At 37.3% G+C, this 15,502-nt stretch carries 16 protein-coding genes; 12 read left to right on the top strand and 4 right to left on the bottom strand.

Annotated features, from left to right (window positions below; all coding sequences use genetic code 11):
- Positions 1-34 precede the first annotated feature (34 nt).
- Entirely contained in the window at positions 35-1,279 is a 1,245-nt protein-coding gene (locus BMY50_RS13405) for an MFS transporter (protein WP_093325170.1), read from the bottom strand.
- A 323-nt stretch (positions 1,280-1,602) separates the two neighbouring features.
- On the opposite strand from BMY50_RS13405, the gene BMY50_RS13400 reads away from it, so the two are divergent.
- From BMY50_RS13400 to BMY50_RS13375, 6 genes are all read left to right on the top strand, one after another.
- Positions 1,603-2,928 carry an inositol-3-phosphate synthase gene (locus tag BMY50_RS13400; protein WP_093325166.1) on the top strand — a complete coding sequence of 442 codons (1,326 nt, stop codon included), beginning with the start codon at positions 1,603-1,605 and terminating at the stop codon, positions 2,926-2,928.
- 76 nt (positions 2,929-3,004) lie between these two features.
- Positions 3,005-3,724 carry a nucleotidyltransferase family protein gene (locus tag BMY50_RS13395; protein ID WP_093325163.1) on the top strand — a complete coding sequence of 240 codons (720 nt, stop codon included), beginning with the start codon at positions 3,005-3,007 and terminating at the stop codon, positions 3,722-3,724.
- Between the two features lie 6 nt (positions 3,725-3,730).
- A complete protein-coding gene (locus tag BMY50_RS13390; RefSeq protein WP_093325160.1) occupies positions 3,731-4,636 on the top strand; it encodes an ATP-grasp domain-containing protein in 906 nt (301 codons plus the stop codon).
- Positions 4,602-5,546, top strand: a complete 945-nt coding sequence (locus tag BMY50_RS13385) for a CDP-alcohol phosphatidyltransferase family protein (RefSeq protein ID WP_093325157.1) — start codon at positions 4,602-4,604, stop codon at positions 5,544-5,546. Before BMY50_RS13390 ends, BMY50_RS13385 begins: the two co-directional genes overlap by 35 nt.
- Positions 5,547-6,581, top strand: a complete 1,035-nt coding sequence (locus tag BMY50_RS13380) for a lysylphosphatidylglycerol synthase transmembrane domain-containing protein (protein ID WP_093325155.1) — start codon at positions 5,547-5,549, stop codon at positions 6,579-6,581.
- Between the two features lie 9 nt (positions 6,582-6,590).
- Positions 6,591-7,304, top strand: coding sequence for an HAD family hydrolase (locus BMY50_RS13375; RefSeq protein WP_093325152.1), 714 nt, complete (start codon positions 6,591-6,593; stop codon positions 7,302-7,304).
- A gap of 83 nt (positions 7,305-7,387) precedes the next feature.
- On the opposite strand, the gene BMY50_RS13370 is transcribed toward BMY50_RS13375, so the two are convergent.
- The gene (locus BMY50_RS13370) at positions 7,388-7,699 is read right to left on the bottom strand and encodes a GNAT family N-acetyltransferase (RefSeq protein ID WP_093325149.1); all 312 of its coding nucleotides are present in this window, start codon (positions 7,697-7,699) and stop codon (positions 7,388-7,390) included.
- A gap of 349 nt (positions 7,700-8,048) precedes the next feature.
- Here BMY50_RS13370 and BMY50_RS13365 point away from each other — a divergent pair, with 349 nt between their 5' ends.
- Genes BMY50_RS13365 through BMY50_RS13350 form a run of 4 tightly spaced genes read left to right on the top strand, consistent with a single transcriptional unit; the run spans position 8,049 to position 11,842 of the window.
- The gene (locus BMY50_RS13365) at positions 8,049-9,137 is read left to right on the top strand and encodes a glycoside hydrolase family 18 protein (protein ID WP_093325146.1); all 1,089 of its coding nucleotides are present in this window, start codon (positions 8,049-8,051) and stop codon (positions 9,135-9,137) included.
- Positions 9,134-9,925 carry a HipA family kinase gene (locus BMY50_RS13360; RefSeq protein WP_093325143.1) on the top strand — a complete coding sequence of 264 codons (792 nt, stop codon included), beginning with the start codon at positions 9,134-9,136 and terminating at the stop codon, positions 9,923-9,925. The genes BMY50_RS13365 and BMY50_RS13360 overlap by 4 nt, the downstream gene beginning before the upstream one ends.
- Positions 9,903-10,286 carry a DUF3037 domain-containing protein gene (locus BMY50_RS13355; protein ID WP_093325141.1) on the top strand — a complete coding sequence of 128 codons (384 nt, stop codon included), beginning with the start codon at positions 9,903-9,905 and terminating at the stop codon, positions 10,284-10,286. Before BMY50_RS13360 ends, BMY50_RS13355 begins: the two co-directional genes overlap by 23 nt.
- Before the next feature lie 23 nt (positions 10,287-10,309).
- On the top strand, positions 10,310-11,842 hold the full coding sequence (locus tag BMY50_RS13350; RefSeq protein WP_093325139.1) for a SulP family inorganic anion transporter: 1,533 nt from the start codon (positions 10,310-10,312) through the stop codon (positions 11,840-11,842).
- Between the two features lie 10 nt (positions 11,843-11,852).
- Here the strand turns inward: BMY50_RS13350 and BMY50_RS13345 are convergent, their stop codons facing one another.
- Positions 11,853-12,317, bottom strand: a complete 465-nt coding sequence (locus tag BMY50_RS13345) for a DUF1801 domain-containing protein (protein WP_093325847.1) — start codon at positions 12,315-12,317, stop codon at positions 11,853-11,855.
- Positions 12,318-12,443: 126 nt separating this feature from the next.
- On the opposite strand from BMY50_RS13345, the gene BMY50_RS13340 reads away from it, so the two are divergent.
- Together BMY50_RS13340 and BMY50_RS13335 are read left to right on the top strand one after the other, a co-directional pair.
- Entirely contained in the window at positions 12,444-13,286 is an 843-nt protein-coding gene (locus BMY50_RS13340) for a glycoside hydrolase family 16 protein (protein WP_202907833.1), read from the top strand.
- Between the two features lie 11 nt (positions 13,287-13,297).
- The gene (locus tag BMY50_RS13335) at positions 13,298-14,116 is read left to right on the top strand and encodes an alpha/beta hydrolase (protein WP_093325137.1); all 819 of its coding nucleotides are present in this window, start codon (positions 13,298-13,300) and stop codon (positions 14,114-14,116) included.
- 49 nt (positions 14,117-14,165) lie between these two features.
- Here the strand turns inward: BMY50_RS13335 and BMY50_RS13330 are convergent, their stop codons facing one another.
- Positions 14,166-15,497 (bottom strand): ankyrin repeat domain-containing protein, encoded by a 1,332-nt coding sequence (locus BMY50_RS13330; protein ID WP_238383760.1) that lies wholly within the window; start codon positions 15,495-15,497, stop codon positions 14,166-14,168.
- Between the last annotated feature and the right edge of the window lie 5 nt (positions 15,498-15,502).

The raw sequence follows: 15,502 nt of genomic DNA, 5'->3' as shown, positions 1-15,502 counted from the left end.
CCTAATCAACTAATTTTAATAAAAAGACAGGCGTTTATTGTAATAGTTGTCTATCATCGTTTTGCTTTTTGTCTTTAAACATTATTACGAAAAGTATAAACACCAACGAAGCAATGATTGCTGGCGAAAGCCATAAATTTCTCCAATATAGAGCAGACTCCTGTGTTTTATAATATTCTGTAATAAAGCCGGCAACCCAGAATCCTATCAGCATGCCAATACCATACATGGCGATGGTAACCAAACCTTGCGCGGAAGCTTTATACCGTTCACCAGCGATGGTATTGGTATAAATTTGTCCTACTACAAATAAAAAGTCATAACAAATCCCGTGAAGTGCAATGCCTAGAATGAGCATAAAAGTTTTATCTCCTGCGTTTCCATAGGCAAAAAGTAGATACCGTACTACCCAGGCGGAAATACCTAGCATGATGGTTTTTTTGAAGCCTAAGCGTGAAAAGAAAAAGGGAATGAGAAGAAGACATAGGCCTTCGGATATTTGGCCTATCGCCATTTTGGCGGTTGGGTTTGGCAGGCCGATGGCGGTAAGATATGGATTCGCATTTTGATAATAAAAGGCTAATGGAATACAAATCAATACAGCAGAGATAAAGAAAATCAGAAAATCTTTTTGCTTCAACAATTTTAGTGCATCTAACCCTAAGATCTCCGTAATAGATTGTTTTTGCTTTGTTTTATTCGCTATTGGGGGTGTTTTTGGAAGAGTAAAGCTGTAGACTCCCAATATAACTGATAAAATGCTTCCTAATAAAAAGGTGTTTTCCAGTGCCCCCTGCTGTATCGCTGTAGTAGTATCCCAATGAAATATATAACTAATGGTTAGACCAGAAATTATCCATCCAATGGTACCCCATACTCTAATGCTTGGAAATTGCTTTTCAGGATGAGATAATTGCCGAAAAGTAATAGAATTAGTTAGCGATAGCGAAGACATGTAAGCAATAAAATAAATCAGTACGTAAGGATAAAAATCAGCTGCATTTGTTGCTTGATACATTTTATAAAGTAAAAAGGCACCTAAAAAATGAAGTAATCCCAGTAATTTTTCTGCATTGACAAATTTGTCTGCAATTAACCCAATAATAAAAGGGGCAACTACTGCACCTAACGAATGAGTGGAGAAAATATTGGCTGTTTCAAAACCAGTTGCATGTAAATTTGTGGTTAAATATGTTCCGAGTGTAACAAACCAGGCTCCTTTAATGAAATACTCTAAAAACATCATGATGGATAGCTGTACACGTCTCATTAAATTCATAAATGGCAATTTAGCAGGAATTTTATAGTAGTAAAAATTATGATGATGTTTATGTGTGCTGATTGTAAAAGTAATAAAACTTACCAAAAAATTAAATGATGCTAAAAAATCATTTATAAATTTTTAAGTAGTTTTGTTTCTCAAGTGTAAAATTACAAGACAACTGACTTTCTGACTCCTTTTATAAAAAAAAATGTTGTTTAAATGTTGATTTAATCGGTAATTTGTCGTGTTAAAAGGTTGTTAGATATTTATAAAGGATAAGTTAACAAATTTAAACAATCAAACAATTCATTCTTAATATATATTAATGCTATAAAAATATGGGTTATACTATTAAACCATCAGAAGGAAAATTGGGGATCTTGATTCCCGGTTTAGGCGCTGTAGCCACAACCTTCATTGCAGGTGTTGCCGCTATTAACAAAGGTTTGGCTAAGCCAGTTGGTTCACTTACTCAAATGGGAAACATCCGATTAGGTAAAAGAACGGAAAATCGTTATCCTTTAATAAAAGATTTTGTGCCTTTGGCAAATCTTAAAGATGTAGTTTTCGGCGGATGGGATGTTTACGAAGACAATGTTTTCGAGGCAGCGAGTAATGCGAAGGTACTAGAACCACTTTTATTGCACGCTGTAAAAGATGAATTGGAATCAATTAAGCCAATGAAGGCTGTATTTGATAAGGATTTTGTTAGAAATCTTGATGGCACTCATATTAAAGAGCAGACACATCGTAGGGAATTAGCAGATGCTTTGATAGAAGATATTGCGCAGTTTAAAGAAAACAATAACTGTAACCGACTTGTAATGGTATGGTGCGGCTCTACAGAGAAATATATTGAAGATTGTGAAATTTTTGAAAGTATAGCAGCCTTTGAGGAAGCATTAGATAGCGACGATCGACGTATTTCTCCCAGCATGATCTATGCTTATGCAGCAATTAAGTCGCATGTTCCATTTGCTAATGGGGCCCCAAATTTAACTTGTGACATTCCTGCTTTGGTTGAGTTATCTCAGCTATTAGAAGTGCCTATCGCAGGTAAAGATTTTAAAACTGGGCAAACACTTATGAAAACTATCTTGGCCCCCGGTTTACAAGCAAGGGCTTTAGGTGTTAAGGGTTGGTTCTCATCAAATATCTTAGGAAATAGAGATGGGTTGGTATTGGATGACCCAGACAACTTCAAAACAAAAGAAGTTTCAAAATTAAGTGTGTTAGAAGAAATTTTGAATCAAGAAATAAATCCTGAGCTTTATGGCGACCTCTATCACAAAGTGCGCATTAATTATTATCCCCCTCATGGAGATAATAAAGAAAGTTGGGATAATGTTGACATATTTGGATGGCTAGGCTATCCTATGCAAATAAAAATCAATTTCTTGTGTAGAGATTCTATTCTAGCGGCGCCAATTGTATTAGATTTGGCATTATTTTTGGATTTAGCGCATCGAGCAGGTATGTCGGGTATTCAGGAATGGTTATCATTCTATTTAAAATCACCACAAACAGCTCCAGGTCTTAAGCCGGAACATGATATTTTTAAACAGCTTATTAAGCTACAAAATACATTAAGGCACATCATGGGTGAAGATTTAATTACTCACCTTGGTTTAGATTATTATCAGGAATTGGTTGATAGCCTATAATCCGGACCGAAAACCATAGGATAAGGTAAAAGGTAAGGGCCCATAATAGCCTTTACCTTTTTAAAATTAGAAAAGAATGGATTTTGCAATAATAGCAGCAGGTGAAGGGTCGAGGTTAGCCAAAAGTGGATATCCTTATCCTAAACCATTAGCAAGATTACAGGGAGTACCATTATTAGATAGACTAACAGCTATTTTTACAAAATATAGTGCCAATTCTGTTAATATTATTATCAATCAAGAATCAGATATGCTTAAAGAGCATCTAGATTCTTTATCGTCTACATTTCCGTTGCGGTTGATTATCAAATCGACTGAAAGCTCTTTACATAGTTTTCATGAACTTCTGAAAGGAATTCCTAAGGTTCAGGAATTATGTGTCACAACAGTAGATACGATTTTCAGGGAAGAAGAATTTGATAGCTATTTAAAGTATTTCCAAAGACATACAACACTGGACGCATTAATGGGGGTAACCCCTTTTGTGGAAGATGAAAGCCCCTTATATGTAAAAGTTGATACGGATGGAAACGTAACAGCTTTTGAAGATAAAAATACGAACGGAGCTGAAATATTAGTTTCCGGAGGAATCTACGCGCTAAGAAAGAAAGCCCTTGATTGTGTGGAAAAAGCTATCAATAGCAATATCGTACGAATGCGGAATTACCAACGTTCCTTATTAGAGGAAAATTTAGAAGTAAAAGCATTTACATTTGAAAAAATAATAGATATCGATCATTTGACAGATTTAACCTCAGCAGAAAAGTGGTTAAGCGAAATGAACGTGTCTCAATAAAACAAAGTGAAAAATATTAAAGTTTTAGGAATAAAGAGAGGGAAAACCTTTTCGCCGAATCATATAGGTAATGATGAAGCTATATTTTTATTATCAATGGAAGCCCTTAAAGAAAGAGGGTATGTTGTTGAAATATATAGTGAAGAGGAATTTTTGTCGGAACCAGTATCCCCTGTTTATGTGCTGATTGTATCAATGGCCCGTGAAAAAGCGGTGATTAAGAAGTTACAACAATTAGAGCAACAAGGGATAAAGATTATTAATTCAGGATTTGGCGTAGAAAACTGCTTTCGCACTAATATGACAAATTTACTGCTGAACAATCATATACCGTACCCAGAGAGCTTCATTGTGCCTACTTCTTGCGAAAAAAACCATTTTTCCAATAACTTTCAGAAACCTGGTGTTTGGATAAAAAGAGGAGATTTTCATGCTATTCATAAAGAAGATGTTACCTTTGCAGCATCGGAAGAAGAAGGAATTGAAATTTTAAGAGAATATGCCTTAAGAGGAATTCCAGACGCAGTCATATCCAAGCACCTAGTGGGCGATTTGGTGAAGTTTTATGGCGTTCGGAATACTGATTTTTTCTTTTGGTTTTACCCGTATGAGCATAATCATCATAAATATGCTCATTATGAAGAAATAAATGGGAAGCTGGTGTACAACGCTTTTGATGAGTCGGAGTTAGAGCGGATTGCTTTTGGTGCAGCTGAAGTGTTAGATGTCTTTATATTTGGCGGTGATGCGATTGTGGATGCAGCAGGAAACTTGCATATCATAGATTTAAACGATTGGCCTAGTTTTGCGCCTTGTCGGGAAGAAGGAGCTAAATATATTGCCCAGCTACTAATAAATATACTTGAGAAACATACCAATGGAGTCATTGCAGGCGAAAAACAAAAAAACTGAAAATAAAGAAATATTTGAAAACTCTTTAAAATCAAACGATACAGAAGAAAAAATTGATATTTATTTTTATCGACCTATAGGCCTCCGGATTGCTTTTTTTTGCCAGAAAGTGGGCTTAACACCAAATGCTGTAACTATTATCAGTATTTTCTTTGGTGTTGCCGCAGGTATCCTCTTCTATTACCCTTCTCTTTGGATTAATGTCGTGGGTATGTTATTGCTGATGTTTGCAAATTCATTGGACAGCGCTGATGGACAGTTGGCTCGCTTAACAGATAATAAAAGTAGATTTGGCCGTATCTTAGATGGATTTGCGGGTGATTTTTGGTTTGCGTCTATTCATATAGCGATTTGCTTGCGTGCGATGAATGAAGGTTGGTCTGCTGCTATCTGGATTTTAGGTATTTCAGCTGGTATCTCACACTTACTACAATCTGCAATGGCCGACTATTATCGTAACGTACACCTGTTTTTTATTAAAGGTACCAATGGGAGCGAACTAGATAATAGTGCTGATTTGCAAGAAGAATATGATCGATTGACTTGGAGTAAAAATGCGTGGACAAAATTCGTATTACAGGGATATTTAGGCTACACTAAAATCCAGGAACGCTTATCTCCCAAATTACAACAACTATTACGCGTAATAAGAGTAGATTTTAGTGGTGGTTTGCCTTCTACATTGATAGCAGATTTTCGAGCGATGAATAAACCGTTAATGAAATATACCAATATCGTGCAATTTAATACAAGGGTCATATTTCTATTTCTCTGGTTATTTATTGATTATGCTTGGATTTATTTTTTCTTTGACCTTTTTGTCCTGAACCCCATCTTGATTTATATGTGCAGACGGCAAGAGAAAGTAAGCGCGCATTTTTACAAACATATTGATGAATATAAAAGGTAAATGGCTACCAAAATATATAAAATTTTATTTTTCATCATAGGTATAGGTACCCTTTGTTATATGATATCAAGCTTAGGGCTTGAAGTAATATGGGAAAATATACTGAAAACAGGATGGTGGTTTGCTCCTGTAATTGGCAGTTGGCTCGTTATTTATATGCTCAATGCGGTGGCTTTTAAAGCCATTATACAGGAGCCTCATTTGCCTGCTAGTAATATGTCTTATTTGTCGGTGCTCCGACTAACAATTACCGGATACGCCATTAACTATATTACACCCTTCGTTGCATTGGGTGGAGAGCCATTCCGTATCATGGAATTGAAACCCAAGCTCGGTATGCAAAAAGCGAGCTCCTCTGTCTTGTTGTACAGCTTAATGCACATGTTCTCTCATGTACTTTTTTGGCTAGGATCCATTATTTTAATATTAATATATGTACCTGCAAATACAATTATGATCACAGGCTGTATAGCGATGTTCGTTACGGGTGTCATATTATGCTATTGGTTTGGACGTGTATATAAAAAGGGATTTACATTAAGCACTTTTAAAGTATTAGCAAAAATACCCGGCTTAAAAAGAAAAGTTGGTGCTTTTGTGAAAGAAAAGCATGATTCGCTCATAGAAATAGATACGCAGATTACCCAGCTTTATTCAAAAAGACGAGATCGCTTTTGGAAATCATTATGTTTCGAATTCGTTGCCCGTGTTGTTGGATGCTTAGAAATCTATTGTACAGCAAAGGCTATCGGATTGGAGATGACCATTATTCAGTCATTGATTATCAGTTCAGGATCTTCTTTATTTGCTAATCTAATATTCTTTTTCCCCATGCAGTTGGGCACAAGAGAGGGAGGGCTCGCATTGGCCCTTAAAAGTGTTGGTATGCCCGCAACAGCTGGGATCTTTATAGGTATTATTATGCGTATAAGAGAGTTTGTTTGGATTCTTATTGGTTTATCTCTTATGAAATTATCGAAAAAGAGTACAGACGACAATGTAACCATTGAAATAACAGGTAGAACAGAGGCTTAATCATTTTTTATGTTAAAAGGAGTTTTAATTGATTACGGAGGAACGATTGATACCAATGGGAGGCATTGGGCAAACGTAATTTGGGAAGCTTATATGAGCGTTAACGTCAATGTGACAAAGGAACAGTTTATGAATGCTTATGCCTTTGGGGAAAGAGCTTTAGCCATTAATCCCATTATTAAACCATATCATACATTTAAAGATGTACTGTGTTTAAAATTAGAACAGCAACTGGAATTTTTATCCTTAAAGGGTTCTACCGAATCTGATAAAATTGATAAAATGGTCGGCTATTGTATGGAAATTGTGCGAGGGACAATAAAAAAAGCAAAGCCTACTTTAGATATAATACATGCACAATATCCGATGGTGCTTGTTTCTAACTTCTATGGAAATATACAGGCGGTGCTTCGCGATTTACATATAGATCATTATTTCAACGGTGTGGTAGAGTCGGCAATAGTGGGCGTACGCAAGCCAAATCCGGAGATTTACAGCCTAGGTGTTGCGGAAATAGGCTTGTTGCCACAAGAATGTGTTGTTATTGGAGATTCTTTTAAGAAAGATATCCTCTCAGGAAAAGAGGCGGGCTGCAAAACTCTTTGGCTAAACGTAGACGGGTTTATTGAAGACCTAGAAGGAGCAGGAGCTGAGATTGCCGATATACAGATCACCGATTTTTCTCAAATCCCTGCCGCCTTGGAAAAACTGAACGCAAATTAGCTTTATCCCAGTAGGGGGGCAGGGCATATCGCTGTTCAGGCAATGAAACAAAGCTCATTGCAAGGATAGACTGGTTTATAGGCTTAAATAATATCACTTTGCTTTAAATCTAGTATACGTTTCCACTCGGGATGACGTCTTATATAAGCAACAACCATTGGGCATAAAGCGACAAGTTTGCAGCCATTTTCTTCAATATAATAGAGCGTCTTTTCTATTAATGACGAAGCTACACCTTGTCCAGTTAATGCCTCAGGAACTTCTGTATGGACAAGGTATATTTTACCATTACGCTCTTTATAGTCGATAAAACTTGTTTGACCTTTTACTATCATTTCAAAACGATTATTTTCTTCGTTTTTGATTAGGTTCAGATTGTCGAATTCGTCTTTCATTTTGTTCGTATATTACATGTGTGATATAATACTTTCTGATGTCATCGTATATGCTAATGGCTATCCAACCATCTTTGTCTTAATTTACAATGATTTGCAGGTTGCCCCCTTATAACAAAAATACACTTTTAGTGTTGGAGTTAATAGGTATTTCTTTGCGCCCAACTCAAATTATACAAAATCATGATGTTTTGGTTTGCGCTTACTCAACAATGCTACTGCTTAATCTATTTTATCGTTCTATAAAAATAAGAAAGAAAAGTCTCCATGTACCTTGATGTATGTTAAGAAATAACTGGATTATTATTAACTTTAAAGCTCAATAAGGCACATATAATAATTCAACAACATGTATCGACATAAAATTCTACTCTTAATCCTTGTTTTAATTTCGTTAAATGTATTGGCTCAAAAGCAGAAAGGGTTTTCTGTAATAGCTTATTATACAGGTGATAGTAAAAAGATAGATGAATTTGAAATTAACAAGTTGTCTCATATTATTTTTAGTTTTTGTCATTTAAAAGATGGAAAACTAAGTGTAGATAACGCGAAGGATTCTACCACAATTAAGTATCTGGTTTCTTTAAAGAAAATTAATCCCCATCTGAAAATCATGTTATCACTCGGTGGATGGAGCGGTTGTGAACCTTGTTCGGAGGTTTTTTCAAGTGCCGATGGCAGAATTGGCTTTGCTAAATCTGTTAAAATAGTAAATGATTATTTTAAAACAGATGGGATCGATCTGGATTGGGAGTATCCTACAATTGAAGGATATCCAGGTCACCTATACCAGCAGCAGGATAAGAAAAATTTTACTGCGCTTGTAAAAGAACTGCGAAAGGTATTGGGAAAAAAGAATGAACTCAGTTTTGCAGCAGGAGGTTTTCAGAAATATTTAGATGCATCTGTGGAGTGGAAGGAGATAATGCCATTGGTAGATCGTGTTAATATTATGAGTTATGATTTAGTAAACGGTTATTCAAAAATTACCGGTCATCATACACCGCTTTTTGGAACAAAGCCAGCAGAGGAATCAACAGATAGAGCAGTACAATTTCTATTGAACTTAGGGATACCAGCTAATAAATTAGTCATCGGAGCAGCATTTTATACACGTGTTTGGAAAGGTGTAGAGAACCAAAATAATGGACTTTATCAGGCCGGCGAACATACAAGTGGTTATGATTTTAAATCCTATGCCAAAGAGTTAACAACAGCTAACGGATGGGAGTATTTTTGGGATAACAAGGCACAGGCCCCCTATTGGTATAATAAAAGCGAAAAAAAGTTTGCTACGGGAGATGATCTCTCTTCTGTAAGAGGAAAGACAAAATATGCTTTGGATAAAAAATTGGGGGGAATTATGTTTTGGGAATTAACGTTAGATACCAATCGGGACGGAATGCTCCATGCAATCGATAAAGTTGTCAACAAATGAGTAAGTTACAACTAAGAAAAGTCAATGTTGTTCGTTATGTTACTCCTTTAAGGGAAGGAGGGTCTATGCCTGCTATCATAGAAGCGGATGATGATTTTCTATATGTGCTAAAGTTTAGGGGTGCTGGCCAGGGAACGAGAGCGCTGATAGCGGAACTCATTGGTGGTGAAATTGCTAGGGCATTGGGTTTAAAAATACCAGAGTTAGTATTTGCTCACTTGGAGCCCGATTTCGGTCGACTAGAGCCAGATGAAGAAATTCAGGATCTGTTAAAGTTTAGTGTTGGTTTAAACCTGGCAGTGCATTACCTTTCTGGCGCTATCACGTATGATCCTATAGCCAATAGCGTTGATGAAGACCTGGCTTCTAAAATTGTTTGGTTCGATGCCCTTTTGATGAATGTAGATCGCACGGTAAAAAATACGAATATGTTGATGTGGCACAAAGAGTTGTGGCTGATTGATCAGGGGGCTTCCCTCTATTTTCATCACAGCTGGCACAATTGGCAGGAGCAAGCGCTCAAACCGTTTGTGCAGATCAAGGATCATGTATTGCTCGCACGTGCTTCTGGTCTCGAGGAAGTTGATTATGTGGCAAAGAAAATTCTTCATAGAGATTTTATAGAGCAGGTGGTGTCATTGATTCCGGATGAATGGTTAGAAAACGAGCAGGTATTCCAATCAATTGAAGAGCACAGACAAGCTTATGCGCAATTTCTAAATTCACGCATAGAAAATTCAGAAATTTTTGTTAAAGGGGCACAAGATGCGAGAACAGCAGGTATTTGAATATGCGGTAATACGGCTGGTACCAAAAGTAGAACGAGAGGAATTCTTGAACATTGGAGTAGTACTGTATTGTGCCAAATATAAATTTTTACAAATGTGTTATCACGTTGACACGATAAAGTGGAAAATGATTGATAAGGATCTGGATGTGGACGAAATAATTTCTTACTTGGAGGCCTTTAACAAAATTTGTGTAGGAGGGAAGCCTGGTGGCGTTATAGGAATGATGGATCGATCTGATCGATTTAGGTGGCTCACTGCAACACGTAGTACGGTTATGCAAACATCGAAAGTCCATCTAGGCTTATGTATTGATCCTGCCAGTAAATTGGAGCAACTATTTGAGCAGCTTGTGCTTTAATTATTATATTTTAATTTGTTCGTATGCTCCTACGTTTATTCGACTTTAAGCAAAAGCTTAACTATAAAAATGAAATTCTTGCCGGGTTCACCGTGGCAATGACTATGATTCCCGAGTCTCTTTCATTCGCCATATTAGCTGGATTTTCACCTTTAACAGGATTATATGCAGCCTTTATTATGGGGCTAGTCACAGCTGTATTCGGTGGTCGCCCAGGCATGGTATCAGGCGGGGCAGGGGCCACTGTGGTCGTATTAATAGCATTGATGCAATCACATGGTGTCGAATATGTATTTGCTGCAGTTGCGCTGGCGGGGTTCTTGCAGCTACTGGTAGGTATATTTAAATTGGGTAAATTTATCCGATTAGTCCCGCAACCGGTTATGTACGGTTTTGTTAACGGCTTGGCCGTTATCATATTTATGGCTCAATTAGAGCAATTCAAGGTGATAGAGGGAGATGTTAGCACTTGGATGAGTGGCACCCCCTTGTATATTATGCTTGGCCTGGTATCACTAACGATCACTATTGTTTGGTTATTTCCCAAACTTACAAAAGCTGTACCTAGCTCTCTCATTGCAATAATTGTAATCTTTTGCTTGGTACTCGGCTTTCGAATTGATACAAAAACAGTGAAGGATATTGCCTCTATTAGTGGCGGCTTCCCGCCTTTTCATATTCCGCAGGTGCCCTTAAATTTTGAGACACTCCAGTTAATTTTTCCTTACGCGCTAGTAATGGCCGGAGTAGGTTTAATTGAAAGTCTACTTACACTAAATGTTGTAGATGAAATAATTGGCAACAGAGGTAAAAGCAACAAAGAGAGTATTGCACAAGGAAGCGCTAATATGATTAATGGTTTTTTTTCCGGCATGGGTGGTTGTGCGATGATTGCCCAAACATTTGTTAATCTCTCGGCAGGTTCTAGAGCGCGGCTTTCGGGTGTTATTGCTGCTTTAACAATATTAATGGTCGTATTATTTGGAGCCCCAATTATTGAACAAGTGCCAATGGCTGCCTTAGTAGGGGTTATGATGATGGTGGCCATCGGAACATTTGAATGGGTAAGCTTGCGTATCATTAATAAGATGCCTAAGTCTGATATTTTTGTGGGAGTGCTAGTAGCCGTTATCACCGTGCTTTTGCACAACCTAGCACTGGCCGTACTGGCAGGTGTTATTATCGCTGCGTTGGTCTTTGCGTGGGAAAGTGCTAAGCGTATAAGGGCAAATAAATATATAGACGATAAAGGTATTAAGCATTATGAGATATATGGTCCGCTTTTCTTTGGCTCTGTCATGACTTTTCTCGACAAGTTTGATGTAGCAAACGATCCAGTAGAAGTAGTGATTGATTTTAAGGAAAGCCGAATTGCGGATATGTCGGGCATCAGTGCGCTTAATAAATTAACGGAACGCTACGCACAAGCCAACAAAAAATTACATTTAAGACATCTCAGTGAGGATTGCAGAACACTATTGAAAAATGCAGCGACGGTAATTGATGTTAATATTTTAGAAGATCCTACCTACCGTATCCCTTCAGATAAGTTTTAATTCTTTTATACTAGTTTTTAGCTGATTTTATGTTTTTTTCATATAATTTAATCCATTCCTGTGCAGTTATTTTTGTGCTGAGTATTCCAATAAGATCATAGGGGACAGCTCTTATATTTTTAAACCGGATACAACTTTTTCCCATATCGAGTTTTGTTGATGAATATTTGGGATATTCTTCTACGAACCAATCCATTAATGCTCTACTGGTATAAATTCCCATATGATATACCGCTATAAAATTCTTTTGGGAAGCTATGGCCATAAATGGTAAGGGTAGCGTGGGGTCACAATGGTACCCACCTGGGTAAAGCGTGTGTGGCACAACATATCCAATCATACCATAACTGATCGTTTCTTCAAAACCGTTTGGTAGGTTCCCTAAAATTACTTGTTGAAGTTTACGAATAGGTTCTTTCCGCTCCTCAGGAAGCTGAGCAATATAATCAGCCGGATTGCTTGCTTGGATTTGCATAACCAGTAACATGTATTGACTACAAACGTAGTTAAAATAGTGTTTGCCTGCAATTAAAATAATGTTTTTGAATGGGTAAAGTATTTTATATATTAGCTATTCATCCCCATAGATGACCTATGATATATGAAATCACCTGAGAAGACCAAAAACAATATCCTGAAATACCTTCGAATTTTTGCGCTTGCATCGCTTCTGATGGGAGTTTGTTGCGGGTTTGTTATACGGGATACTTTTGATAAACCGAAATGGAAGTTGCAATGGAGCGATGAGTTTAACAAATCAGGGCTTCCCGATAGTACTTATTGGAATTATGATGAGGGAGGGCACGGATGGGGAAATAATGAACTGCAATATTATACGTCAAAAGATACAAATAATATAAGGGTAGAGAATGGCTCTCTTTTACTAATAGCGCGACGGAAGGATAAGGAGAATAAACACTATACCTCTGCCCGCTTAGTAACTAAAAATAAATTAGACATGAAATATGGTAGAGTGGAAGTTCGTGCTATCCTCCCAAAGGGTCTGGGATTATGGCCAGCTATATGGATGCTGCCAACGCATTGGAAATACGGCGGTTGGCCAAGCAGCGGTGAGATTGATATCATGGAACATGTAGGTTTTACCCCTGATACAGTTTATGGTAGCGTGCATACGAAGAAATTTAATCATGTCATAGGTACGCAAAAAACAAAAGGTCGTTTTGTGAAAGACCCGTATGATGTTTTCCACGTATATGCAATTGAATGGAATGAAAAATATATCGATTTTTATCTAGATGAAAAACACTACTATAGATTTGCCAATAGCAAGGGAGGAAATGAAGAGTGGCCATTTGATCAATCATTTCACTTATTGTTAAATATAGCGGTCGGCGGAAATTGGGGAGGACAAAAAGGAGTTGATGATAGCGTCTTTCCAGCAATCATGAAAGTTGATTACGTGCGCTACTACATTCCACAATAGAGCCAAGATTTATGAAAGCGCATTTCACTTGGAAATATCAGGATATTAAATTTGCTGGGATCGAATGGAAAGCAGCTGATCCGCATAAAATTATTGTGCTTGTTCATGGAATTGGAGAGCATATCGAGCGATATGATAATCTAGCGAAGTATTTCAATCAGTATAGCTACCATGTTATAGGTCTTGATCATTATGGTCATGGTACATCAGACGGCCAAAAAGGCGCATCAAAGGGCTTTTCTTTTTATTTTGAGTATTTGCAGGCCTTCTTGGATTACATTCATCAACAACACAATAAACCTATTATTTTGTACGGACATAGTATGGGGGGAGGAATCGTGACCGGCTTTATTCTAAAGTATAAGAGCTCCATTCAAGCAGCTGTCATCACATCACCAGCATTACTTACCTACCGAAAAGTACCAAGATATCTCTTAATGATATTAGCGGTTTTAAATAAGCTGATCCCTAATATGCGAATAAAGCAAGGGTTGAACCTGCAAAAAATTTCTCATGATCACCAAGTGATAGAGGCTTTTAAAAAAGATCCTTTAAATCATAATAAAATGAGTATACGTTTAGCTTATTCAATGCTTATAAATGGTTTATGGTGTATAGAACATGCGCAACAACTAAAGATTCCAACCCTCTTAATACATGGCGATGCTGATGAGTTCACTAGTGTAGAAGGTTCTAGGTTATTCGCAGATAAGGCGCAAAAAAACTTACTTACCTATAAAGAATGGGGAGGGGGTTTTCATGAATTGCATAACGAACCCAATAAAATGGAGGTACTAGCGTTTATTTTATCTTGGCTGAATAAAGTATAAAATTTGATTTTAGTGTAGCCCTAAAATTAAATAATAGGGCTATAATCCATTAAGCGAGTAATTTTTTCTTTTCCACCTCAAATTCTTCTTGCGTCAGTATACCCGCATCTAATAACTCTTTGAGATCTAATAGCGCCTGCTTTTTTGAAGAAATATCCTGGCCGATCGATTCACTAGCTTTTTCTTTTGCCGGTACAGCTTTTAGACTTGGTTTGTTCTTAGTGGTTGGCGAATACTCGACTAAAAGCGCGGTTATCTCGTTGAAACCATTCATATTAGCATAATCAATTGCTAACTGTTCTCTATTGTTGATCAGGGTAGCATCAGCGCCATGTTCTAATAGCATTTTTACTATGTCTTTTTTTCCATTTGCTGCTGCAAAATGTAAGGCTGTATTTCCCGAATCGTCTAACTTATTTATCGATGCCCCGGCGTCTAATAGAAGTTTTGCCATGGCTGTATGACCATGTTTGATAGCTACATGCAATAATGTCTCACCAGCGTATGGGGCAGCAGTATTAAAATTATTCTTCTTGCCTTGATTATTTTCAACCCAATCAATAAATGAACCAAATTCTGAATCGGTAGACGCAGCGGGTTTGCTATAATCGACATCTAAGCCATGGTCTAAAAATAGTGAAACTAATTCTTTTTGATTATGTGTGCAAGCATACCATATCGGTGATATACCTTCTTTCGTGGATAAAAACATATCAGCATGGTGTTCTATCAAAAGCTTGCTGATCATCCTATTACCATTTATACTTGCCACAAGCATGGCTGTCTCACCTTGATCATTTGTATGATTTACAGAAGTGTTTGCTTCTAATAGCAGCTGCGTAATAGGCAAATTGTTGCTCCGTACCGAAAGTATAAGGGAATGATCTCCCGATTTATCTGAAGCATCAATTTGAGCTCCATGACTTAACAATTCTTGTATTATAGGTCTATGCTTGTAAGCAACAGCAATCAATAATGGGGTTTGCGCCTCATTGTTTAGGCCGTCAACCGCTAAACCTTCTTTTAGAAAATGCTGTACAAGCGCTAGCTGAGCTGTTCTGGCAGTTAAATGTAAGAGACTATTGCCTAAATAATCCTTGATATCTATCCGTGCCCCTTGTTCCATCAGATAATCTACCGTCTGTTTTTGCCTTTGCAAGCAGGCAAAATATAAAGGTGTCTCGCCTTGATGGTCTTCATAATTTACATCTGCTCCCGCTAATACTAGTTTTTTTACAATATCTAAGTATCCATGATGGGCAGCGTAATGTAGTGCGCTTCGCCCTTTTTCGTCGGTATAAGTTACATCTACTTCCTGTTTGTCAAGTAAAATTTCGGCGATTTTACGTTTTCCTTCCTCACAGGCTATTATAAATGACATTGACA

It is taken from the genome of Olivibacter domesticus (assembly GCF_900109575.1).
GTDB lineage: Bacteria > Bacteroidota > Bacteroidia > Sphingobacteriales > Sphingobacteriaceae > Olivibacter > Olivibacter domesticus.
This window is presented reverse-complemented; position numbering and strand designations above follow the sequence as displayed.